Raw genomic sequence first — 21299 nt, 5'->3', positions numbered from 1 at the left:
ATCCCGAACCCAAGAAAACGGCGCGGCCAACCCCGCGCCGTTTTCATTTGCACCCCCCCTCCCCGCTGCTAACGCCTAAGCATGCCGATCATCGACATTTCCGACGTCTTCACCGCCGCGGGGCTCGCCGCGCTCGGCCAGGTCATCATGATCGACCTGATGCTGGCGGGCGACAATGTCGTCGTCCTCGGCACGCTCGCGGCCGGATTGCCGGACAAGGACCGTAAGCGGGTCCTGTCGATCGGTGTCGGCGTAGCGTTGCTCTGCCTGGTCATCTTCGCCTTCGTCGCGACGCAATTGCTGCATGTCGTCGGCTTGCTGTTCGCGGGGGGCGTGCTCCTGCTGTGGGTGGCGTGGAAGCTGTTCCGCGAGCTGCAGCATGCGCGGCACCATGACAAGGCGGTGGCGGCAGACGCGGCCACCCCGGCCCGCGCGCCGAAGAGCTTTGCCAAGGCGGCGTTCCAGGTCGCGCTCGCCGACCTATCGATGAGCCTCGACAATGTGCTCGCGGTAGCCGGCGCGGCGCGCGACCATCCCACCGTGCTCCTGTTCGGGTTGGCGCTGTCGGTGACGCTGATGGCGATCGCGGCGAATTACATCGCGCGGCTGATCGAGCGGTACCACTGGATCGCCTATCTCGGGCTGGTGGTGATCCTTTATGTCGCGGGATCGATGATTCACGAGGGCATTGTCGACCCTTCGATCGGATTGGGACGGCTGTTCGGCTGGATCTGAGTTCGAACCCTCAGGGAACAACCCATGCCGTGACGGGCTTGTAGAGTCCGCGCATGGACATCGCCGCTCTCTTTTCCGCCCAATCGCTCGCCGTCCTGGGCGAAGTGGTGGTGATCGATCTCGCCCTGGCTGGCGATAATGCGGTAGTGGTGGGCTCGCTCGCCGCCGGCCTGCCCAAGGACAAACAGCGCAAGGTCATCATCGCCGGGACGGTCGCGGCGCTGGTGCTGCGTATCGGTTTCGCGCTGATCGCGACCTACATGCTTCATTTCATTGGCGTTCTCGCAGCGGGCGGCTTGTTGCTCCTGTGGGTCGCGTGGAAATTATGGCGCGAATTGCGGCATCGCGCCACGCAGGACGGCAAGGACGGCAAAAAGGCCAAGACCTTCGGCGGCGCGGTCGTCGCGGTCGCGCTCGCCGATGTCAGCATGAGTTTGGACAATGTGCTGGGTGTCGCCGGCGCGGCGCGCGATCATCCCGCCATCCTGATCTTCGGGCTGATCTTCTCGGTCGCCTTGATGGGGCTTGCCGCCAATTTCATCGCGCGGATCATCGATCGCCATCGCTGGATCGCTTATGTCGGACTGGTCGTGATCCTCTGGGTCGCCTGTTCGATGATCTATGACGGCCTGACCGACCAGCGCCTGGGCGTGCTGCCAGCGCTGGGGGTTGACATAAAATTACCACAACTACCTAAGATATAACGATAATCACTTCAAATTATCGGCGAAGAACGCCATCGTCCGCGCGTCCGCCTGATTGGCCGCCTCGTCTCTCCGGCGGTTGCCGAATTCGGTGGCGAAGCCGTGATCGACGCCGGGATAGTCGTGCAGCGTGACTTTGGGATGGTCGTCCAACCCCTCATGCATCGCCTTTTGCACCTCGGGGCTGACGAAGCCGTCGGCGCCGGCAATGTGGAGCATGAGCGGGCGCGCGATGGCATGCTTCTCGCGCAGCAGGCCGTCGATCCCGACCGCGTAATAGCCGACCGTAGCGTCCACGTCGGTGCGCGCGGCGGTCATATAGGCCAGCCGGCCACCCAGGCAGTAACCGACCGCCCCGACCTTCCCGCCGCCGACACGATTCCGCGCCGCATGGATCGTCGCCTCGATGTCGCGAATGCCCTGATCCTGGTTGAACTTGCCCATATAATCCAGCGCGGCCTTGAACTGGTCGGGGATATCGGGATCGAGCTCGATTCCCGGCTCGAGCCGCCAGAACAGGTCGGGTGCGATCGCCAGATAGCCGGCTTCGGCGAGCTGGTCGCACTTGCGGCGAATGCCGGCATTCACGCCGAAAATCTCCTGGATGACGATGATCGCGGCGGTCGCCTTGCCGCCGGCCGGCTCGGCGACATAGGCGTCGAAGCTGGCGTCCTTTTCGAGCGTCTCGATCTTGATCGTCGCGGTCATGGCTCTCTCCGAATGGGGCGGTTGCGGTTGACGGTCCGTCGCGCGCATACAGGTCGCTCAACTAGGTAGCAGCGCGGCCGGCGCGCTCAAGCGGAGTTTCGGCGATGAAGATCAATGTCGAGGTGGATTGCACCCCCGAAGAGGCGCGCCGCGCGATCGGCCTGCCCGATCTCACGCCGATTCACGAGAAATATGTCCAGGCACTGATGGGGGCGATGGACGGCAATATGGTCAAGCCCGAACTGCTCGAGACGATGATGAAGAGTTGGATGCCGATGGGCGACGCCGGGATGCAATTCTGGCGCAAGATGTTCGAGAGCGGCAAGAGCGAGTGATCGTCCGCCCGATGTTGTGACATTGCCATGAGCACGATCTTCGCCCCATCGTCCGGTTTGCCGCCGGCGGCGATCGCCGTCATCCGCATCAGCGGACCTCAGGCGTTCGCGGGCGCGCGTGCGCTGGCCGGCAGCTTGCCTGTTCCACGTGAAGCACGGTTGCGGACGTTGCGCGACCCGGCGAGCGGCGATCACCTCGACAGCGCGCTGGTGCTGGTTTTCCCCGCCCCCAACACCGCGACGGGCGAGGATCTGGTCGAACTGCATGTCCATGGCGGGCGGGCGGTAGTTGCCGCGGTTGAGGCGGCGCTGGCCCAGCAGCCAGGATTGCGGCGCGCCGAGCCTGGCGAATTTACCCGGCGCGCGCTGACAAATGGCCGCATCGATCTTGCCGAAGCCGAGGGGCTTGGCGACCTGCTATCGGCGGAAACCGAGTTGCAGCGGCGCGCCGCGCTGGCGATGGCTGACGGCACGCTGTCGCGGCGAATCGCCCAATGGCGTGCCGCGTTGCTTGGACTGGCGGCACGGCTCGAAGCGTCGCTCGATTTTTCGGACGAGGCCGATGTCGACCCCGTCCTGCTCGATGGCATTCGGAGCGATGCCCGCACGATAGCCTCCGCGATCGAGGCAGCACTGGCCGCTCCGGCGGTGGATCGCCTGCGAGACGGCATTCGGGTCGTCCTGGCGGGACCGCCCAATAGCGGCAAGTCGACCTTGCTCAACGCCCTTACCCGACGCGAGGCGGCGATCGTCTCGCCGGTCGCTGGCACTACGCGCGACCGGATCGAGGTCCCCGTATCGCGCGCCGGCATCCCGTTCGTACTGACCGATACGGCTGGGCTGCGCGACTCGGCCGGCGACGCGATCGAGGCGATCGGTATCGATCGCGCTGGGCAAGCCATCGCCGGCGCCGATTTGGTGCTCTGGTTGGGAGATGAGCCTCCGCCGGAGGATCGGATGCTATGGATTCATGCGCGCGCCGATATCGCCGGTCGCGACGCTGTGCCCGAGGGAGCCGCGCTCGCAGTATCGGCCGAAACAGGAGCCGGGATCGAGCAATTGTGGGAGCTATTGCTCGCCAAGTCCTCGACGCTGATTCCTGGCGCGGCCGATATGGCGCTCAATCAGCGCCAGCGGGCGCATTGCCGCGAAGCACTCGAGGCGCTTGGTGACATGGATGCGACCGACGAGCTCGTTGTCGCTGACGCATTGCGCCGCGCCAATATAGCCTTGGCGCGGATTACCGGCGATGTCGGCATCGAGGCGATGCTTGACGCGTTGTTCTCGAGGTTCTGCATCGGAAAGTGAGTGTTCCACGTGGAACATCCCTGCTAATCGCGCCGCCATGAACAGCTTCGATGTCATCGTGATCGGCGGCGGCCATGCCGGTGTCGAGGCCGCGGCGGCGGCCGCGCGCCGCGGTGCGTTGGTCGCGCTGGTGACGTTCGACGCGGGCAATATCGGAACGATGTCGTGCAACCCCAGTATAGGCGGGCTCGGCAAAGGCCATCTGGTTCGCGAGGTCGATGCCTGCGATGGGATCATCGCCCGAGCCGCCGATGCCGGTGCGATCCATTACCGCATGCTCAATCGCTCCAAGGGCGCCGCCGTGCGTGGTCCGCGCATCCAGGCCGACCGTCGGAGGTTCGGTGCCGCCGTGCGGCAATTGCTCTCCCGCTACGACAATGTGCAGCTGGTCGCGAACGAAGCGACGGCATTGATGATCGATGGTGGACGGGTCGCCGGTATCGAGATGGCGGATGGCACGCATATGGCGGCACCGGCAGTCGTCCTGGCCACCGGGACGTTTCTCGGCGCGAAGATGTTCCGCGGCGACGAGCGCGACGCGGGTGGACGGCTGGGCGAGCGTGCTGCGACGGTGATGGCCGAGCAATTGCGCGATCTCGGTCTGCCGATGACGCGGCTCAAGACGGGCACTCCACCGCGCCTGGACGGGCGTACGATCGACTGGGCACGCACCGAAGTTCAACCGTCGGAAGCCGATAGCTGGACGATGTCCGCACTGTCGCGCGGCCGCCCCCTCCCCCAATTATGGTGTGCGATCACGCGGACGACCGAGGAAACGCACGCGACCATTCGCGCCGGGCTCGACCGCTCCCCGCTCTTTTCGGGCGATATCGAAGGCGTGGGACCGCGTTATTGTCCGTCGATCGAGGACAAGGTCCATCGCTTCGGCGATCGCGACGGCCATCAGGTCTTCCTCGAGCCCGAAGGTCTCGACGACGCCACGGTCTACCCCAACGGGATCTCGACGTCGTTGCCGGCGGATGTGCAGCAAGCACTGATCGCTTCGATTCCGGGGCTCGAGCGGACCCGCATCACCGCGTTCGGCTATGCCGTCGAATATGATCATATCGACCCGCGCGCGCTCGATCATCGACTGGCGGTCGGCGCCCTGCCCGGGTTGTTCTGCGCCGGGCAGATCAATGGCACCACGGGTTATGAGGAAGCGGCGGCGCAGGGCCTGGTCGCGGGCGCCAATGCCGCGGCCGCAGCGCTGGGGCTGGCGGACTTCGTCCCCGACCGCGCGCAATCCTATCTCGGCGTGATGATCGACGACCTCGTGCTGCAGGGGGTGACCGAGCCCTATCGCATGCTCACCGCGCGCGCCGAGTTCCGCTTGCGGCTACGCGCCGACAATGCCGAGACGCGTTTGAGCGCGGTAGCGGAAGCCGCTGGATTACTCGGTGCGGAGCGGCTGCGTCATGTCCGGGAGCGCGAGGTCGAACGCTCGGCGATCGACGCGCACCTCGCCGAGCCGATCACGGCGAGCGCGCTGGTGGCGCGCGGCGCCCAGGTCGCGCAGGACGGCGCGCGGCGCTCCGCCGGGGAGTGGCTGCGCTTCCCAGGTGTCGAGCTGGCGCACGTCTCCCCTACCCTTGCAGCCGAGCCTAGCCTGGTGATCGACGAGGCGATCGAGGATGCGCGCTATGCCCCATATGTCGAGCGGCAGGAGGCGGAAGTGTCCGAGCTACGCGCCAGCGAGCGCATCGCGCTGGGTCCAGATCTCGATTTTGCGGCCATCCCTGGACTGTCCAATGAGATGGTCGAGCGGCTTACCGCCGCGCGCCCGGCCACGCTGGCCGCCGCAGGGCGCATCCGGGGAATCACGCCGGCGGCGCTGACCGCGATCCTGCTTCACGCGACGCGGGCTGCGGCATGACCGACGAAGACGCGCGCGATTGGGCGACGGCGCGCTTTGACGCCGAGGCGATTGCCCGGCTCGATCATCTGGCCGCGCTCGTGACGGTCGAAAGCGATCAACAGAATCTGGTGGCGCGGTCGACGCTGGCGACGATCTGGTCGCGGCATATCGTCGATTCGCTGCAGCTCGCACCGCTCGCACCCGACCAGGGGGATTGGCTCGATATCGGAACGGGCGCGGGCTTTCCTGGCTTGGCGTTGGCGGCGGTGCAGCCCGATCGCCGCTTCATCCTGGTTGAACCACGCCGGTTGCGCGCCGACTTCCTGCGCGACACCGCCGCGACGCTCGCCCTTCCCTTGGTCGAGGTGATCACCGGCAAGGTCGAAAATGTGCGCCAGCCGGTAGCGGTGATCTCGGCGCGGGCGGTCGCGCAGGTAGCACAGGTAATCGCGTCGGCGGCGCAATGCGCCAGCAATGAGACGCTTTGGCTGCTACCAAAGGGCCGATCGGCACGCGAAGAGGTGGCGCGCGCCAAGCAAAGATGGCATGGAATGTTCCACGTGGAACAGAGCATCACCGATCCAGACTCGAGCATCGTGATCGCGCGCGGAGTACGAGCGCGATGACTGTCATTGCCGTGGCCAACCAGAAGGGTGGCGTGGGCAAGACCACGACCGCGATCAACTTGGGCACTGCGCTGGCAGCGACCGACAAGCGCGTGCTGATCATCGATCTCGACCCGCAAGGTAATGCCTCGACCGGGCTCGGCATCCATCGCGCCGACCGCAAGAAGTCGAGCTACGACGTGCTGATCGGCGAATGTTCGGTGGTCGATGCGGTAATCGGCACCGTCGTGCCAGGGCTCGATATCGTCCCCGCGACGGTCGATCTATCGGGCGCCGAAATCGAGCTGGTCGATTATGAGGAGCGCACGCACCGGCTCGATCATGCGCTCGACGCCGCCAGCGATCGTTGGGACGTGGTGCTGATCGACTGCCCACCTTCTCTCGGCCTGCTGACGATCAACGCGATGGTCGCGGCCGATTCGCTGCTGGTGCCGCTGCAGTGCGAGTTCTTCGCGCTCGAAGGACTCAGCCAGTTGCTGTCGACGGTTGAGCGTATCCGCACGCGATTCAACCCGGGGCTGGCGATCCTGGGCGTGGCGCTGACCATGTACGATCGCCGCAACCGCCTGACCGACCAAGTGTCGGCGGACGTTCGCGCGGTGCTGGGCAAGGTGGTGTTCGACACCGTGATTCCGCGCAACGTGCGCCTGTCGGAGGCGCCCAGTCATGGCGTGCCGGCGCTCATCTACGATTATCGCTGCTCGGGCTCCGAAGCCTATATGGCCTTGGCGCGCGAGCTGATCGGGCGCCTGCCCCCTGCCGCTCCGGCGATTGCCGCATGACCACCGAAGCTCCCCGCAAACCCCGTCCCAGCCTTGGCCGCGGGCTCAATGCCCTGCTCGGCGACATAGCGCCCGAGGCCGTACCGACTTCGGGTGGAGGCGAAACGCCGTCGGGCATCCGCATGTTGCCGGTCGGCGCATTGACTCCCCAACCCGGCCAGCCCCGACGCGTATTCGACGACGTTGCGCTCGAGGAATTGGCGCAGTCGATCGCGACGCGGGGCGTGCTCCAGCCGATCCTGGTCCGTCCGCACGGCCGCAATTACCAGATCGTCGCCGGCGAGCGCCGCTGGCGCGCGGCGCAGCGCGCACGGCTGCACGAAGTCCCGGTGATCGTCCGCGAGCTCGACGATGCCGATACGTTCGAAATCGCGCTGCTCGAAAATATCCAGCGCCGCGACCTCAACGCGGTCGAAGAAGCCGATGCCTATAAGCGGCTGATCAACGAGTTCGGCCATACCCAGGAAGCGCTGGCGAAGCTGGTTCACAAATCGCGCAGTCATATCGCTAACCTGTTGAGATTGCTTGACCTTCCAGATTTTGTTCTGTCGCTGCTGACCGACGGCAAGATCGACATGGGCCATGCCCGTGCGCTGATCGGCGTGCCCGATGTCGAACGTCTGGCCGCCGAAGTCGTCGCGCGCGGCCTCTCGGTGCGCGAGACCGAGCGGCTGGCCAAGGTGGCAAAGGACGACGGCGCATCCAGTGGCCATGGCGGCGGCGGTAGTGGCAGCCACGGGCGCAACGCCGATATCGCGGCGCTCGAACGCCAATTGACCGACGTCATCGGGCTGGGCGTGAAGATCACTTATGGCGCAAAAGGGGGAGCGGTCACCGTCTCCTATTCGACTCTCGACCAACTCGACATGGTCTGCCAGCGCCTGACCGGCGAACCGCTTTAATATTTTCACGCACAAAGACGCAAAGGCGCGAAGAGGTTGTCGCGCAGAGGCGCAGCGGTCGCATAGATTTTCAGGCAATCTGGCGTTGTTCGGCGTCTGATCGTCGCATTAGAAATTCGCCCACAACTTAAGGAGAGGCGACTCCGCGCCCTCCGCGCCTCCGCGTGAACATCAACCTATTTTTCTTTGCGCCTTTGCGCCTTAGCGTGAAAATTACCGCATCCGCGCCGCGGCGCGCGTCGTCTCGGTGATGGCGACGTCGGAGAGCAATTCCCCTGCCCCGCCTGGCGCCATCAGCTGGCGTTCGGCACGCCGCAGTCGGTCGATCGCGGCGGCGATGTCGGGGGATTTCCACTTCTGGACCTGGCGAATCATCCCCGGTTCTTCGCGGAAATGGACGCGGCGCGCCTTGACCACCGCTGACGGCTGTTTGCCGGCGTCGACCTCGGCGCGCATCGCCGCCAGGGTCATCAGCTTGCGGACGATCTGGCGCAGCAGCGGGATGGCAGCACCGCCCGAATCGGCGAATCGGGCGAGTTCGCGCGCGATATCGTGCACCCGCCCTTCGAGCGCGGCATCGACCACGTCGGACATTTGCGATTCGCCAAGATCGGCCCCCAGCGCGTCGAGCGCATCGTCGTCGAGCTCGCGCGGTCGGTCGCCTGCCGCATCGAGATAAAGGGCGAGCTTTTCGACTTCGCGCGCGATCACGCTGCGATCGCCGCCCGATGCCGCCATCAACCGCCGGATCGCGCTCGGCGTCGGACGGAGCCCATATTCTCGCGCGATTCCGACCACCATGCGGTCGGCATTGGCGCCATCGGGAACATAGCAGGCGAAGCTCATCGCCGCCGGCTGGGCGATCGCGAACTGGACCAGTTTCGACGTGGTGCGCAGCCCCGGCCCGATCATCACCACCGGATGCTCGACCTGGGGCTCGGCGAGCAGCAATTGAGCGGCCTCGAGCGATTCGTCGCCGGCATTGGCGATCAGGATCCAGCGCCGCCCCCCGAACAAGGCGAGCGAGCGCGCCTCGTCGACCAGCTTGCCGGGATCGCCACGCAGGGTTGGTCCCTCGATCGCGACCTTCTCCGCATCGGCGCCGAGCGCACGTCCGAGTCGCGCGGCATAGTCCATCGCGCCGGCTTCGTCAGGGCCATGGAGCAAATAGAGCCGGACCGCCGAAGCCGCCGAATCCAGCGAGTTAACTAACTGATTTTCAGACGCTTTCACTTTTCCGCGGCGGCGGCGCGGCGCTGATAGACGGCAATCCGCGTAACGATCTGATCGGCGACGATCTGCGACAGGTTTTCCAGCGCGGTATTCTCGGCCGCGATCGTGGCATATTCCGAATTGACCACGTCGATGCCGGCGTCCGACCCCGCGGTCGCGTCGAGCAGCACTTCCCCGCTCGAGGCTGCGACCAATTGATAGCGCGCGCGCAGCGATCGGCGCTCGCGCGTGATCGTGTCGTCGCGCTTCACGCCCAGGCCGGTGATCGAATCATCGAGCTTGACCTCGAGCCGGTACAATGGCGGCTCGCGACTGCTCTGCGGAAGCCGGTCGCGCAGCGCGTTCGACATCAGATAGCCGTTCTTGCCCGGGATCGGCGCGACCTCGACTCGCGACAGGCTGGAAGCCACCGGACCCGACGCGCCGCCTTCGTAAAGCGGATGGAGACCACAGCCGGCAGTCGCCAGCGCGAGGAGGAGCGCGAGTCGCTTCATGCGACCAGATTGACCAGACGATCGGGCACGACAATCACCTTCTTCGGTTCGGCGCCATCCAGGACGCGGAGGACGTTGGGATTGGCGCGCGCCGCGGCCTCGACCAACGCTCTGTCGGCGCCCTTGGGCATGACGAGCGTGTCGCGCAGCTTGCCGTTGACCTGCACCGCGATCGTCACCTCGTCCTCAACCAGCAAGGCCGGATCATAAGACGGCCAATCGGCATTGGCGACCAGCCCCGATTCGCCCATCGCCGCCCAGGCTTCCTCGGCGAGATGCGGGGTCATCGGCGCGACCAGGCGGACGAGCGTGCGAATCGCGTTGCTGCGAGAGGCGGACGGCTTGGCCTTCTCGATCGCGTTGACCAGTTCGTAGAGCTTGGCGACCGCCTTGTTGAACTGCAGCGCCTCGATATCGGCGGCGACGCCGGCGATCGTTTGCGCCAGCTTGCGGTCGAGCGCGGTGTCGGCGCCCTCGCCCTGCTCGATCCCGTCGACCAGGCGCCACAGTCGCTGGACGAAGCGCCACGAGCCCTCGATCCCCGCTTCGGACCAGGCGAGATCGCGTTCGGGCGGAGAATCGGACAGCATGAACCAGCGCGTCGCGTCGGCACCATATTGGTCGACGATCGGCTCGGGATCGATCGTATTCTTCTTCGATTTGGACATCTTCTCGGTACGGCCGACCGTGATCGGCTGTCCGGTAGCGATCTCCTTGCCGTCACGCACGTCATCGGGGCTCAGCCACTTGCCCTCGACCGACTTGTAGGTCTCGTGCGTCACCATCCCCTGGGTGAACAGCCCGGCGAACGGCTCGGCGATGTCGAGCATGCCGATATGCTTGAGCGCGCGTGTCCAGAAGCGCGCGTAGAGCAAGTGCAGGATCGCATGCTCGACCCCGCCGATATACTGGCCGACCGGCAGCCATTGCTCGGCCATATCGCGGTCGAACGGCTTGTCCTTGGGCTGGCTGGCGAAGCGGATGAAATACCAGGACGAATCGGCGAAGGTGTCGAGCGTGTCGGTCTCGCGCACGGCCTCGCCGCCGCAGGACGGGCAATCGACATGCTTCCAGGTCGGATGGCGGTCGAGCGGGTTGCCGGGAATGTCGAAACTGACATCCTCGGGCAGCACCACCGGCAATTGGTCGCGCGGCACCGGCACCGCGCCGCATTGGTCGCAATGGATGATCGGAATCGGCGTGCCCCAGTAACGCTGGCGGCTGACTCCCCAGTCGCGCAGGCGATAGACGGTGGTGCCGGTTCCCCAGCCGCCCGCCTCGGCGCGGACGATCACTTCGCGCTTGGCGTCCTCGACATCCATGCCTTCGAGGAAGTGCGAGTTCACGATCGTGCCCGGGCCCGAATAGGCTTCCGCCTCGGTGAAATCGGGATCGGTCTTGTCGCCGTCCGACACGACGCGGCGAATCGGCAGATGATATTTGGTGGCGAACTCGAAGTCGCGCTGGTCGTGCGCGGGTACGCCGAACACCGCGCCGGTACCATAGTCCATCAGCACGAAATTGGCGATGTAGACCGGAATTTGCCATGCCGGATCAAAGGGATGCGTCGCGGTGATGCCGGTGTCGTAGCCCAGTTTCTCCTGCGTCTCGAGCTCGGCGGCGGTGGTCCCGCCCTGCTTGCACAGCTCGATGAACGCCGCGGCTTCTGGGTCACGCGCGGCGGCGGCCTGCGCGATGGGATGGTCGGCGGCGACCGCGATGAAGCTCGCGCCGAAGATCGTGTCGGGACGCGTCGAGAATACCTCGACCGATCCGCCGTCGGACAGCGACCAGGCGAATTGCAGCCCCTGGCTCTTGCCGATCCAATTCTCCTGCATCACCCGGACCTTGTCGGGCCAGTGATCGAGGCCCTTCAACCCCTCGAGCAATTCGTCGGCGAACTGGGTGATCTTGAGGAACCATTGGTTGAGCTTGCGCTTCTCGACCAGCGCGCCCGACCGCCAGCCGCGGCCGTCGATCACTTGTTCGTTGGCCAGCACGGTCATGTCGACCGGGTCCCAATTGACCGCCGATTCGCGGCGATAGACCAGCCCGGCGGCGTACATGTCGAGGAACAGCGCCTGTTCCTGGCCGTAATAATCGGGTTCGCAGGTCGCGATCTCGCGCGACCAATCGAGCGCGAAGCCCAGCCGCTTCAGCTGCGCCTTCATCGTCGCGATATTCTGGCGGGTCCAGCCGCCGGGATGGACGTGCTTTTCCATCGCGGCGTTCTCGGCCGGCATGCCGAACGCGTCCCAACCCATCGGATGGAGCACTTCCATCCCCTTCATCCGCCGATAGCGTGCGAGCACGTCGCCCATCGTATAGTTGCGGACATGGCCCATATGGATCCGCCCCGACGGGTACGGAAACATCTCGAGCACATAGCTTTTGGGTTTGGGCGAATCGTCTCGCGCGGCAAAGGTCTGGGCATCGTCCCAGACCTTTTGCCAATGGGCATCCGCTTTCAGCGGGTTGAAGCGCGACATCTTGGTCTATCCTGCTGGGCGGGCAGTACCCGCCCGCCGGGTTCTTGCTTATTTGGGTGCGATCGCCTGGCGACGAAGGTCGCGAGCGCGGGTGAGGATCACGTCCTCGAGCTTCTGCACCGTTGCCGCCTGGACCGGCGCCGCGACCCATTGGCCGTTGGTGCTGACTTCGCGCAACGCCGCGACGCGGACCGCGTCGGCGCGCAGATCCTGGTCGAGGATCGACACCGTGACCTTCATCCGCTCGCCGGGCGAGCGCGGATTGACGTACCAGTCGGTGACGATGACGCCGCCGTTGGAATCGGTCTGGAGCAGCGGCATGAAGCTCAGCGTGTCGAGAGTCGCGCGCCACAGATAGGCATTGACGCCGATCGTCGTCACCTTCGATGCGGCAATGTCGGCCTTGGCGGCTCCTCCCCGGTGGTGCGCGCACGCCATCAGCGAGAGCGGAAGGGCCAGATACGCGGCACGGCGCAGAAGGGTCATCGGTCGTTCCCTGATACGAAAGGGGAGAGTATCGCGCATCTATAGACACAGGGCCGCCCGCCGCAAGCGCCGAGAGGTGAGAACGAGTCTGTGGACGCGATGCAACACTTGGCGGAAAAACGCGATCAGATGTGGCGAGTCGGGATCGAACCGTGTTAGGGCTCGTATGACTATTGGAGTCGCAGGGAACCAATCGTGGTCGCGAAGCGGGTGATTTTCGGAACCGTCGTGGGGGCAGTCGCTGTCACCGCCGCGTTTGCCGTGCCCGCGATCGGCGCGCCCGATGCCGCCAAGCGGCTGATTTCGCGGCCTGTCGCGTCTTTCTTCACCCCGGCTTCGGCCGACCCCAAGCTTGCCGCGCTGATTGCGCGCAACGGGCTCGACACGACTCCCTTCCGCTTCACTCCCGCCGAATCGCGTGGCACGCAACGCCGCGTGACGCCGCCGCCGGCGGTCAAGACCGGTGTCGTGACGCTGCGCGGTGCACCGTCGGTCGATACCGAATCGGTCGGCCTGGCACCGATCGCCTATGATCTTGGCCGCAACGCGCCGGTGAAGCGCGTGGTCACGCCGAGCGATCTCAAGATCGATCTGGCCGCGAGCCCGGTTGGCCGCAAGCCGATCGATATCGGCACCAGCTTCTCGGTCCGCCGCAGCACCAGGCTGAAGGCGACCAGCGAACGGACCACGGTCGGCGATACGCGCCTGACGGGCTATCAGCCCAAGGATTCGATCGATGTCGGCGGGTCCTACTCGCTCAGCCGCAATCTCGATGTGACCGCGGGCGTCCGCTACAAGTCGCAGGATCGCGATCGCCTCGCCCCGTTGCCCGACGCGCAGCGTGACAGCCAGGCGGTATATGTCGGGACGGCGTTCAGGTTCTAAGCTTCCTGCCGCGATTTAGCGGCAGCTAAATCACGGAAAAGCAGGAAGCTCGGCCGGCCTCGCGCAGCGAGGACCGACGGCGCGAATTCACTTCGCGCCGCTACCCAGCGAACGCCACGCATCGATCGCCGCCCATCCGTCGAATCCGGCGAGTGTCCGAAACCGCCGCGAGTCCATGCCTCCCAAGGCAATCGCGATAACAGGTAGCCCTTGAGCAATCCTCCGCGCCTTCCGCGCGCCCAGCGCCTCAGCCCCCGGATGCGATCGAGTCGCGAACACCGGCGACACAAACAACACATCCGCCCCCCGCCGCATCGCCGCGACCGCCTCGCGCCGGTCATGCGCCGGCGCCGTCCGCAGCCCTTGGCCGGGGCCGCGCCCATGCACCCCATCCTCGCCAAATCCGGCCTGCTTCCCGGCTCGCACCACCACCAGCCCTCGCGCCCGCGCGATCCGCGCCACGCGCCGAAACAGCATCCGCCGCTCCCGCGCCGCCGTCGCGTAATGCCGAAACACGACCCCGCTTCCCCGTGGCAAGCGCCGCAACGCCGCCCATAGGCCGTCGCCAAGCCGCTCGTCGGTCATCAGCCACAAAACTGGGATCGGGGACTGGCGATGCGGCACGACCCTGCCTATAGCGCGCGGCATGACGACCGACGACCCCGCCGCGCGGCTCGCCGGCGTCCGCGATGCGATTGCCCGGGCGGCGAAGCTCGCCGGGCGCAGCGACCAGATCGAGCTGATCGCCATTTCCAAGACGCATCCCGCCGAGGCGATCGAACCGCTGATCGCCGCGGGGCAACGTGTGTTCGGCGAGAATCGCGTGCAGGAAGCGCAGGCCAAATGGCCGGTGCTGCGCGAGCGCCACCCGGACCTGCGGCTCGCCCTGGTCGGCCAGCTGCAATCGAACAAGGCGGCCGACGCGGTGGCGTTGTTCGACGAAATCCATTCGGTCGATCGCGCCTCGCTGATCGCCGCTCTCGCCAGGGCGATGGAAAGCGGCCGCCGCCCGGATTGCTTCGTCCAGGTCAATATCGGCGACGAGCCGCAAAAAGGCGGATGCGCGATCGCCGATCTTCCCGGTCTGCTTGCCGAAGCGCGCGCCGCCGGGCTGCCGATCGTCGGGTTGATGGCGGTGCCGCCGCTCGACGTCGAACCGGCCCCCTATTTCGCGTTGCTGGCCAAATTGGCGCGCGACAACGGCGTGGCGGGGCTCAGCATGGGGATGTCGGGCGATTATCCGACCGCGGTGACGCTTGGTGCCACCCATGTGCGCGTCGGTTCCGCTTTGTTCGGAGCGCGCGCATGAGCGGCGGCGTAATCCCGATCAGGTTCGCGGCCTTGCTGTTCGATTTCGACGGCGTGCTGATCGAGAGCGAATATGTCGGCAACAAGCATATCGCCGATTTTCTAACGTCGATCGGCCATCCGACCACGCCCGAAGAATCCATGGCCAATTTCATGGGGTATGCGGGCAAGGACTTTCTCGACCGCGTCGAGGCGTGGATCGGCCGCGCGCTGCCCGACGATTTCTTCGCCGCGCGCGAGGCCGAGGATGCGCGGGTGATGGCGGAAGGGATCGGCGAGGTCGCCGGAGCGGTTGCCTTCGTCCGCTCGCTGCCTGCCGATCTGCCCAAGGCGGTGGTGTCGTCCAGCTCGACGCGCTGGATCCGCCGCCATCTCGACCATATCGGCCTGTCCGACGCGTTCGGCGATCATCTCTATTCGGGCCGCGAGCATGTCGAGCGCGGCAAGCCGGCGCCGGATCTCTACCTCTACGCCGCCGACAAACTCGGCGTGGCGATCGGCGACTGCGCGATCATCGAGGATTCGCCGGTCGGCGCGACCGGCGCCGTCGCCTCGGGCGGACATGTCATCGGATTGTGCGCGGGCAATCATTGCGCGCCGGACCATAGCGAGCGCCTGCGGGCGATCGGGGTAGCGGCGGTGGCGTCGAGCTTCGACGAGGTCGCAGCGCTGCTCGGCTGATCTCAGGCGGGGACGTAGAATCCCCAGACGCCGCCCGACAGCTCGCCTGCGGCGAAGCGCAGTCGGCCGGCGGGACCGTCGACCTCGTAGATATCGAAATAGTCGAGTTGATCGGGATAGGTCGGGTGGGGCAGTTGCAGCGTCGGTTCGCGCGTCCGGTGCCATGTCAGCGCCCAAATGTCGGCGCCGTCGATCGTCAGGCCGTCCTTCGTCATCCCGACATGTATCGCCCGCCAGCCGCCTCCCGCCATTTTAGAGTTGATGCCCCGTCCGGTCGCGCTTGGTCGCCAGATACTTGGCATTGAACGGATTGGGCGGCAGCGCGATCGGCACGCGTTCGGTGACCGTGATCCCGGCTGCTTCGAGCACGCGGACCTTTTCGGGGTTGTTGGTCAGCAGCCGGATCCTGGTCTGGCCGAGCAGCTCGAGCATGCGCGCCGCGATGCGGAAATCGCGCGCATCGACCGCGAAGCCCAGGCGGGTATTGGCGTCGACCGTGTCGAACCCCTGATCCTGCAGCGCATAGGCGCGCAACTTGTTGACCAGCCCGATCCCGCGTCCTTCCTGGCGCAGATAGAGCAATATGCCCCAGCCGGTATCTTCCATCGCATGGATCGCGGCATGGAGCTGCGGCCCGCAATCGCATTTGAGGCTGCCGAGCACGTCGCCGGTCAGGCATTCGCTGTGCAGGCGCACCAGAGGCGGACGGCCATCCGGCTGGCCGATGATCAGCGCGACATGCTCGCCGGGCGAATCGGGGGAGCGGAACGCGACGATCTCCGAATTTTCCGACCCGGCGACCGGGAGCTTGGCCCGCGCCGCGATCGCCAGGCTGATCGGATCCTCGAACGCCTCGATATCGGCGATCGTGATGATCTCCTCCGGCGCCTGGCCGACGAAGAAGGCAGGAAGGACGCCCGCGGTACGCGCGAGCGACAGCGCGGCCGCCATGACGTCACGATCGTCGACATGGATCGCGCGGAACGGGCCCTTCATCGGGGTGGCCATGTCGAGCTGCGGGTCGGCGAGCGCGACCGCGCAGTCGAAATCGATCCAGAAGGTGCGCTCTACCAGCACGGGCGAATCGGGAATCGCCGCCTCGAGCTGGTTGGCAAGCTTGAGCGTGGCGGCGCGCCCGGCCGACAGCAGGATCGGCGACTCGCCGTCCGGGTCGAACGCCTTCATCCGCCCGGCATCGGCGGTTTCGATCGCGAGCAGGCCGACCGGCGCGCCGGCGCCCTTTATGGCGATCGGCCAGCCGCGGCGCAGCGCGTCGATCGCACGGGCGACGTTACGCGCGCTCATGGCCGTGCATTCATGGTCGGCGCCCTCACAGGTCGAACTCGGTCATGATCGGGACGTGATCCGACGGCTTCAGCCAATTGCGACAATCCTCGAACACCTGATGCGACCGCGCCTTGGCGGCGACGTCGGCGGTCGCCCACATATGGTCGAGCCGGCGGCCGCGGTCATTCTTGGTCCAGTCGGGCGAGCGATAGCTCCACCAGGTGTGGAGGCGTGCTGGCGCGGGGTAGAAATGACGCCCGAGATCGACCCAGCTGTTCGAGTCCTTGAGCCGATTGAGCGCGTCGACCTCGATCGGCGTATGGCTGACGACCTTGAGCAACTGCTTGTGGTTCCACACGTCCGATTCGAGCGGTGCGATGTTGAAATCGCCGGTCAGGATCGTCGGGCAATCGAGTGTCGCCGACCAGGCGGTCATCCGCTCGACGAAATCGAGCTTCTGGCCGAACTTGGGATTGACCTCGCGATCCGGGATGTCGCCGCCCGCGGGCACATAGACATTCTCCAGTCGCACGCCGTTCGGCAACCGCACCCCGACGTGCCGTGCCTCGCGATTGGCCTGCCAGTCGAACCGGTCGTCCTCGACCAGCGGGACGCGGCTGATGATCGCCACGCCATGGTGCATGCGTTGGCCGTGGAGGAAGATCGTGTCGTAGCCGAGCGCACGGAAGGCACCTTCGGGAAAGTCGGCGTCGATCACCTTGGTTTCCTGCAGGCACAAGATGTCGGGCGCGACCTCGCGCAGGAATTTCTCGACGATCTCGATACGGAAGCGGACCGAGTTAATGTTCCAGGAAACGATCTTCACGGAAGCGCACTTAGGGAGTTCATGCGGTTTCGTCACCCTTGCACGCGTCGCGGCGAAGCCGCGTCGTCGTCGGACGCCGCTACGCGGCGCCGGCCGTGCTTGGGCGAGTTGGCGGCGGGGCGCCGCCGTCCGCTCTGCGCAAAGGAAAGGCCCCTGTTCCGGGGGCATGGAACAGGGGCCGACCTAGCGTTCGTCACGCAGGCGGGAAGTGGTTTGTTTCGGGCAACAGGGGGAAAATCCCGAACCGCCCCACATCCGCGAAACGTGTATTAGGCGGGCGAAGCTGTCGCCCAGATGAACGGTTCGTTATTTTTTGAATCCGCCGCGCACCGGATCGTTGAAGCGGAACGTTCCGTCGGAAATCGGCACGTTGAACTTGGGATCCGACAGTCGGATCGTCGTCCGATTGTTCTGCGCATCGAGCGCCACCCAGCCGCGCAGGATCAGGCCCGCCGGCCCCGCCGCATTGCGCTCGAACACCAGGGTTATGCGGCCATATTCGGGGTGTTTGGGATCGCTGGCGTCGACCGAAATGACCGATGGGTCGGCGGTCGGCATCACCTTTGCGAAGCGGCTGATGTCCTTGCTGGGGTCGAGCAATACACCCAGCGGCGAGCCGCCGATCGGCCAGCGTTGCTTCTGCCCGACCTGGTAGTCGAGGAACCATAAGGACTTGCCGTCGGCGACGATCAGGATCGGCACGTTCTTCTGATATTGGAAGCGGAGCTTGCCGGGTTGTTTCAACGACAGCGTGCCGGTCAGCGTCTTGCCGTTGCGGTCATATTGGCTGAACGCCGCGGTCATCGACTGGACCGCGCGCAGATGCGCTTGGACCTTAGCGAGATCGGGCGAGGTCGCCGCCGGTGCGGCGACGGCCGCGGTGGCGACCAAGGCGGGCACGAACAACAGCGCTAGGGCGCGAGACGTCACGAATATTCTCCTGAAACAGGCGGCCAGGGTGGCGCCATGGGCTTGAACCCGCTCTGAACGCGTAAGTCTTGGTCCGGTTCAGCTTCGCCGAACCGGAAGCCGGTGCCGGTCAGCGAAGCTGACTTCATATCAGAGCGGGTTGCCCTCGCGATCGCGCAATACTTCGCGGCGGCCGACATGATCGGGACGGCCGACGATGCCGTCTTTCTCCATCCGCTCGATCAGCCGCGCCGCCGAATTGTAGCCGATTCGCATCTGGCGCTGCAGCCACGAAGTCGACGCCTTCTGGCTTTCGACCACCAACTGGATCGCACCGCGATATTGCTGGTCCTCGGCCGAATCCTCGCCGAGCGGCGCGCCGTCGAGTGCGAAGCCGTCCTCGCTCTCCTCGGTCACCGACTGGATGTAATCGGGCTGACCCTGCGCGCGCCAGTGATCGGCGACCGCGCGCACCTCGTCGTCGCTGACGAACGGACCATGGACGCGGCTGATCTGCTTGCCGTACGCCATGTACAGCATGTCGCCCTTGCCCAGCAGCTGCTCGGCGCCCTGTTCGCCCAGGATGGTGCGCGAATCGATCTTGCTGGTGACGTTGAACGAGATGCGCGTCGGCAGATTCGCCTTGATCACGCCGGTGATGACGTCAACCGAGGGGCGCTGCGTCGCCATGATCAGGTGGATGCCCGCGGCGCGCGCTTTCTGCGCCAGCCGCTGGATCAGGAATTCGACTTCCTTACCCGCGGTCATCATCAGGTCCGCGAGTTCGTCGACGATGACGACGATCTGCGGCAGCGGCTCGTATTCGAGCTGCTCTTCCTCATAGACCGGCTTGCCGTCCTCATATCCGATCTGGACCTTGCGGCCGAGCGGCTGGCCCTTGGCTTTGGCCGCGCGCACCTTGTCGTTGAAGCTGGCGAGCCCGCGCACGTTGACCGAGGCCATCATGCGATAGCGGTCCTCCATCTGCTCGACCGCCCATTTGAGCGCGCGCACCGCCTTGGACGGATCGGTGACCACCGGCGAGAGCAGATGCGGAATGTCGTCGTACATGCTCAGTTCGAGCATCTTCGGATCGATCATGATCATCCGGCACTGCTTGGGATCGAGCTTGTAGAGCAGCGACAGGATCATGCAGTTCAGACCGACCGACTTGCCCGAACCGGTGGTGCCGGCGACGAGCAGGTGCGGCATCGGCGCCAGGTCGACGATCACCGGGTCGCCCGCGGTGTTCTTGCCGAGCACGATCGGCAGTGACGCCGACTGATCCTCGAACGCGTCCGACGCCATCAGCTCGTGCAGATTGACCGTCTCGCGCCGTGCATTGGGCAATTCGATGCCGATCACGGTGCGGCCGGGAATCGGGGCGATGCGCGCCGAAACCGCCGACATGTTGCGCGCGATGTCGTCGGCAAGCTGGACGACGCGGCTCGCCTTGGTCCCGGCGGCGGGCTCGAGCTCGTAGATCGTGACCACCGGGCCGGGGTGGACGGCGGTGATCTGGCCCTTGACGTGGAAATCGTCGAGCACCGTTTCGAGCAACCGTGCGTTGCGCTCCAGCGCGGCCTTGTCGATCGGCCCGCCGGTCGAGGGCGGCGGCGCCTTGAGCAGATCGAGCGACGGCAATGGATAATTGTCGCGCAGGTCGAAACTGCCCTGTTTGGGCTTGGCCGGCTTGGCCGGCGCCGGCGCGGCGTTGCGCTCGGCGATCACCGGCGCCGGACGATTGTCGGGCAGCGCGACGGCGCGCGGCTGACGAATCGACGGCTCCGGCTCCATGTCGATCACGCGATCACCTGGGCGCTGGTCGGTCAGGCGCTGCACCTCGGCCGATCGGCCGATCCGCGGCATCGCCGGCACGCGCGGGAGCCCGACCTCCAGGCTCATGAACCAGATCACCGCGCCCGACAGGCCGGCGAGCGTGCCGACCACGCGGTCGGTCCACAAAACGGCGACCGGATTGCCGATCAGCGCGATCAGCCATTTGAGGCCGTCGGCGATCAGCATGCCGACCAGCCCGCTCTTGCCCGCCGGCCAGTCGAGGCTGGCGCCGCTCGACACGAATCCCTGCGCGGTGGCGACCAACAGGAGGCCGAACGCAGCGGTCAGCGCCATCCTGCCCCAGCCGCCGGCACCCTCGCCGCGCCATAACCGCCACGCGATCACCGGCCCGACCGCCAGCATGCCCCAGGCCGGCCAGCCCAGGACGGTATAGGCCAGATCGGCGATCACCGCGCCGGGATAGCCGACCAGATTCTGCGCCGGACCGCCCGCCGCGGTGCTGAGCGACGGGTCGCCCGAATGATAGCTGGCGAGCGAGAGGATGAGCAGCAACGATACCGCGGCGACCGCCACAGCGACGATCATCGCGCCCGATCGGGCCGCGCCCGCCTTCACCGTTTCCCGCCAGAGCGGCGTCTGCGCGCGGCTGGCCATGCTCGAATCCCCCGAAATGTACGCTGTGCGTTCACGATGGATTCTCGCGCCAGCGGAGTCTGACGTCAAGGCGGTGTGGATGGGATGGGGCGGGAACGGGCTGACTGACGCAAATCCTCCCCACTTGTGGGGAGGGGGACCAAGACGCGCAGCGGCTTGGTGGAGGGGGCGGGCCTCAAGCGACGAACGTGAGGAGGGCCCCCTCCACCACGCGGCTGGCGCCGCGCGGTCCCCCTCCCCGTGAACGGGGAGGATTGGGTTCCTCGCCCCCATTGCCGCTCCGACCCTC

22 protein-coding genes are annotated in these 21299 nt (G+C 66.0%); 11 read left to right on the top strand and 11 right to left on the bottom strand.

Annotation, left to right across the window (positions count from 1 at the left end):
- The first annotated feature begins 81 nt into the window (after positions 1-81).
- Positions 82-735, top strand: a complete 654-nt coding sequence (locus Q0L25_RS09800; RefSeq protein ID WP_296613777.1) for a YjbE family putative metal transport protein — start codon at positions 82-84, stop codon at positions 733-735.
- A 53-nt stretch (positions 736-788) separates the two neighbouring features.
- A complete protein-coding gene (locus tag Q0L25_RS09795; RefSeq protein ID WP_296613776.1) occupies positions 789-1439 on the top strand; it encodes a YjbE family putative metal transport protein in 651 nt (216 codons plus the stop codon).
- A 6-nt stretch (positions 1440-1445) separates the two neighbouring features.
- On the opposite strand, the gene Q0L25_RS09790 is transcribed toward Q0L25_RS09795, so the two are convergent.
- On the bottom strand, positions 1446-2147 hold the full coding sequence (locus Q0L25_RS09790) for a dienelactone hydrolase family protein (RefSeq protein ID WP_296613774.1): 702 nt from the start codon (positions 2145-2147) through the stop codon (positions 1446-1448).
- A 104-nt stretch (positions 2148-2251) separates the two neighbouring features.
- On the opposite strand from Q0L25_RS09790, the gene Q0L25_RS09785 reads away from it, so the two are divergent.
- From Q0L25_RS09785 to Q0L25_RS09760, 6 genes are read left to right on the top strand one after another with little or no spacing between them, the layout of a single operon-like run.
- Complete coding sequence (locus Q0L25_RS09785; protein ID WP_296613772.1) at positions 2252-2482, top strand: DUF6489 family protein; 231 nt, start codon at positions 2252-2254, stop codon at positions 2480-2482.
- A 27-nt stretch (positions 2483-2509) separates the two neighbouring features.
- A complete protein-coding gene (gene mnmE, locus Q0L25_RS09780; protein ID WP_296613771.1) occupies positions 2510-3790 on the top strand; it encodes a tRNA uridine-5-carboxymethylaminomethyl(34) synthesis GTPase MnmE in 1281 nt (426 codons plus the stop codon).
- A gap of 37 nt (positions 3791-3827) precedes the next feature.
- Complete coding sequence (gene mnmG / locus Q0L25_RS09775) at positions 3828-5666, top strand: tRNA uridine-5-carboxymethylaminomethyl(34) synthesis enzyme MnmG (protein ID WP_296613769.1); 1839 nt, start codon at positions 3828-3830, stop codon at positions 5664-5666.
- Entirely contained in the window at positions 5663-6274 is a 612-nt protein-coding gene (gene rsmG, locus Q0L25_RS09770) for a 16S rRNA (guanine(527)-N(7))-methyltransferase RsmG (protein WP_296613766.1), read from the top strand. Before mnmG ends, rsmG begins: the two co-directional genes overlap by 4 nt.
- Positions 6271-7056, top strand: coding sequence for an AAA family ATPase (locus Q0L25_RS09765; protein ID WP_066589385.1), 786 nt, complete (start codon positions 6271-6273; stop codon positions 7054-7056). Before rsmG ends, Q0L25_RS09765 begins: the two co-directional genes overlap by 4 nt.
- Positions 7053-7958: a ParB/RepB/Spo0J family partition protein gene (locus tag Q0L25_RS09760; protein ID WP_296613764.1), complete on the top strand. Its 906-nt coding sequence runs from the start codon at positions 7053-7055 to the stop codon at positions 7956-7958. The genes Q0L25_RS09765 and Q0L25_RS09760 overlap by 4 nt, the downstream gene beginning before the upstream one ends.
- Before the next feature lie 213 nt (positions 7959-8171).
- Here the strand turns inward: Q0L25_RS09760 and holA are convergent, their stop codons facing one another.
- From holA to Q0L25_RS09740, 4 genes are read right to left on the bottom strand one after another with little or no spacing between them, the layout of a single operon-like run.
- A complete protein-coding gene (gene holA / locus Q0L25_RS09755; protein ID WP_296613762.1) occupies positions 8172-9191 on the bottom strand; it encodes a DNA polymerase III subunit delta in 1020 nt (339 codons plus the stop codon).
- Positions 9188-9685, bottom strand: coding sequence for an LPS assembly lipoprotein LptE (gene lptE, locus Q0L25_RS09750; RefSeq protein WP_296613760.1), 498 nt, complete (start codon positions 9683-9685; stop codon positions 9188-9190). Before lptE ends, holA begins: the two co-directional genes overlap by 4 nt.
- The gene (gene leuS, locus Q0L25_RS09745; protein WP_296613758.1) at positions 9682-12174 is read right to left on the bottom strand and encodes a leucine--tRNA ligase; all 2493 of its coding nucleotides are present in this window, start codon (positions 12172-12174) and stop codon (positions 9682-9684) included. The genes lptE and leuS overlap by 4 nt, the downstream gene beginning before the upstream one ends.
- Positions 12175-12222: 48 nt before the next feature.
- Entirely contained in the window at positions 12223-12612 is a 390-nt protein-coding gene (locus Q0L25_RS09740) for a DUF3576 domain-containing protein (protein WP_296615661.1), read from the bottom strand.
- Positions 12613-12855: 243 nt separating this feature from the next.
- Here Q0L25_RS09740 and Q0L25_RS09735 point away from each other — a divergent pair, with 243 nt between their 5' ends.
- Positions 12856-13545 (top strand): hypothetical protein, encoded by a 690-nt coding sequence (locus tag Q0L25_RS09735; RefSeq protein WP_296613756.1) that lies wholly within the window; start codon positions 12856-12858, stop codon positions 13543-13545.
- 87 nt (positions 13546-13632) lie between these two features.
- On the opposite strand, the gene Q0L25_RS09730 is transcribed toward Q0L25_RS09735, so the two are convergent.
- Positions 13633-14130 (bottom strand): thiamine phosphate synthase, encoded by a 498-nt coding sequence (locus Q0L25_RS09730; protein ID WP_296613754.1) that lies wholly within the window; start codon positions 14128-14130, stop codon positions 13633-13635.
- 61 nt (positions 14131-14191) lie between these two features.
- Here Q0L25_RS09730 and Q0L25_RS09725 point away from each other — a divergent pair, with 61 nt between their 5' ends.
- Both Q0L25_RS09725 and Q0L25_RS09720 read left to right on the top strand, forming a co-directional pair.
- Positions 14192-14854 (top strand): YggS family pyridoxal phosphate-dependent enzyme, encoded by a 663-nt coding sequence (locus tag Q0L25_RS09725; RefSeq protein WP_296613752.1) that lies wholly within the window; start codon positions 14192-14194, stop codon positions 14852-14854.
- On the top strand, positions 14851-15534 hold the full coding sequence (locus tag Q0L25_RS09720) for an HAD family phosphatase (protein WP_296613750.1): 684 nt from the start codon (positions 14851-14853) through the stop codon (positions 15532-15534). Before Q0L25_RS09725 ends, Q0L25_RS09720 begins: the two co-directional genes overlap by 4 nt.
- Before the next feature lie 2 nt (positions 15535-15536).
- On the opposite strand, the gene Q0L25_RS09715 is transcribed toward Q0L25_RS09720, so the two are convergent.
- The 5 genes from Q0L25_RS09715 to Q0L25_RS09695 form a co-directional block, all read right to left on the bottom strand.
- Positions 15537-15749, bottom strand: coding sequence for a hypothetical protein (locus tag Q0L25_RS09715; RefSeq protein WP_296613748.1), 213 nt, complete (start codon positions 15747-15749; stop codon positions 15537-15539).
- A 37-nt stretch (positions 15750-15786) separates the two neighbouring features.
- A complete protein-coding gene (gene ribA, locus Q0L25_RS09710) occupies positions 15787-16839 on the bottom strand; it encodes a GTP cyclohydrolase II (RefSeq protein WP_296613746.1) in 1053 nt (350 codons plus the stop codon).
- 25 nt (positions 16840-16864) lie between these two features.
- The gene (locus Q0L25_RS09705; protein WP_296613744.1) at positions 16865-17647 is read right to left on the bottom strand and encodes an exodeoxyribonuclease III; all 783 of its coding nucleotides are present in this window, start codon (positions 17645-17647) and stop codon (positions 16865-16867) included.
- Positions 17648-17953: 306 nt separating this feature from the next.
- On the bottom strand, positions 17954-18577 hold the full coding sequence (locus tag Q0L25_RS09700) for an outer membrane lipoprotein carrier protein LolA (RefSeq protein WP_296613742.1): 624 nt from the start codon (positions 18575-18577) through the stop codon (positions 17954-17956).
- 129 nt (positions 18578-18706) lie between these two features.
- On the bottom strand, positions 18707-21010 hold the full coding sequence (locus Q0L25_RS09695; RefSeq protein ID WP_296613740.1) for a DNA translocase FtsK: 2304 nt from the start codon (positions 21008-21010) through the stop codon (positions 18707-18709).
- Between the last annotated feature and the right edge of the window lie 289 nt (positions 21011-21299).

The sequence above is a fragment of the Sphingomonas sp. genome, assembly GCF_024508665.1.
In the GTDB taxonomy this organism is placed as follows: domain Bacteria; phylum Pseudomonadota; class Alphaproteobacteria; order Sphingomonadales; family Sphingomonadaceae; genus Sphingomonas.
Note: the sequence above shows the minus strand (reverse complement) of the source record. Positions and strands in the feature narration are given on the sequence as shown.

Bases quoted from the DNA above. Each gene is read 5' to 3' on its own strand.
- Q0L25_RS09800 (WP_296613777.1), top strand. From the start codon at position 82: ATGCCGATCATCGACATTTCCGACGTCTTCACCGCCGCGGGGCTCGCC.
- Q0L25_RS09795 (WP_296613776.1), top strand. From the start codon at position 789: ATGGACATCGCCGCTCTCTTTTCCGCCCAATCGCTCGCCGTCCTGGGC.
- Q0L25_RS09790 (WP_296613774.1), bottom strand. From the start codon at position 2,147: ATGACCGCGACGATCAAGATCGAGACGCTCGAAAAGGACGCCAGCTTC.
- Q0L25_RS09785 (WP_296613772.1), top strand. From the start codon at position 2,252: ATGAAGATCAATGTCGAGGTGGATTGCACCCCCGAAGAGGCGCGCCGC.
- mnmE (WP_296613771.1), top strand. From the start codon at position 2,510: ATGAGCACGATCTTCGCCCCATCGTCCGGTTTGCCGCCGGCGGCGATC.
- mnmG (WP_296613769.1), top strand. From the start codon at position 3,828: ATGAACAGCTTCGATGTCATCGTGATCGGCGGCGGCCATGCCGGTGTC.
- rsmG (WP_296613766.1), top strand. From the start codon at position 5,663: ATGACCGACGAAGACGCGCGCGATTGGGCGACGGCGCGCTTTGACGCC.
- Q0L25_RS09765 (WP_066589385.1), top strand. From the start codon at position 6,271: ATGACTGTCATTGCCGTGGCCAACCAGAAGGGTGGCGTGGGCAAGACC.
- Q0L25_RS09760 (WP_296613764.1), top strand. From the start codon at position 7,053: ATGACCACCGAAGCTCCCCGCAAACCCCGTCCCAGCCTTGGCCGCGGG.
- lptE (WP_296613760.1), bottom strand. From the start codon at position 9,685: ATGAAGCGACTCGCGCTCCTCCTCGCGCTGGCGACTGCCGGCTGTGGT.
- leuS (WP_296613758.1), bottom strand. From the start codon at position 12,174: ATGTCGCGCTTCAACCCGCTGAAAGCGGATGCCCATTGGCAAAAGGTC.
- Q0L25_RS09740 (WP_296615661.1), bottom strand. From the start codon at position 12,612: ATGGCGTGCGCGCACCACCGGGGAGGAGCCGCCAAGGCCGACATTGCC.
- Q0L25_RS09730 (WP_296613754.1), bottom strand. From the start codon at position 14,130: ATGACCGACGAGCGGCTTGGCGACGGCCTATGGGCGGCGTTGCGGCGC.
- Q0L25_RS09725 (WP_296613752.1), top strand. From the start codon at position 14,192: ATGACGACCGACGACCCCGCCGCGCGGCTCGCCGGCGTCCGCGATGCG.
- Q0L25_RS09720 (WP_296613750.1), top strand. From the start codon at position 14,851: ATGAGCGGCGGCGTAATCCCGATCAGGTTCGCGGCCTTGCTGTTCGAT.
- Q0L25_RS09715 (WP_296613748.1), bottom strand. From the start codon at position 15,749: ATGACGAAGGACGGCCTGACGATCGACGGCGCCGACATTTGGGCGCTG.
- ribA (WP_296613746.1), bottom strand. From the start codon at position 16,839: ATGAGCGCGCGTAACGTCGCCCGTGCGATCGACGCGCTGCGCCGCGGC.
- Q0L25_RS09695 (WP_296613740.1), bottom strand. From the start codon at position 21,010: ATGGCCAGCCGCGCGCAGACGCCGCTCTGGCGGGAAACGGTGAAGGCG.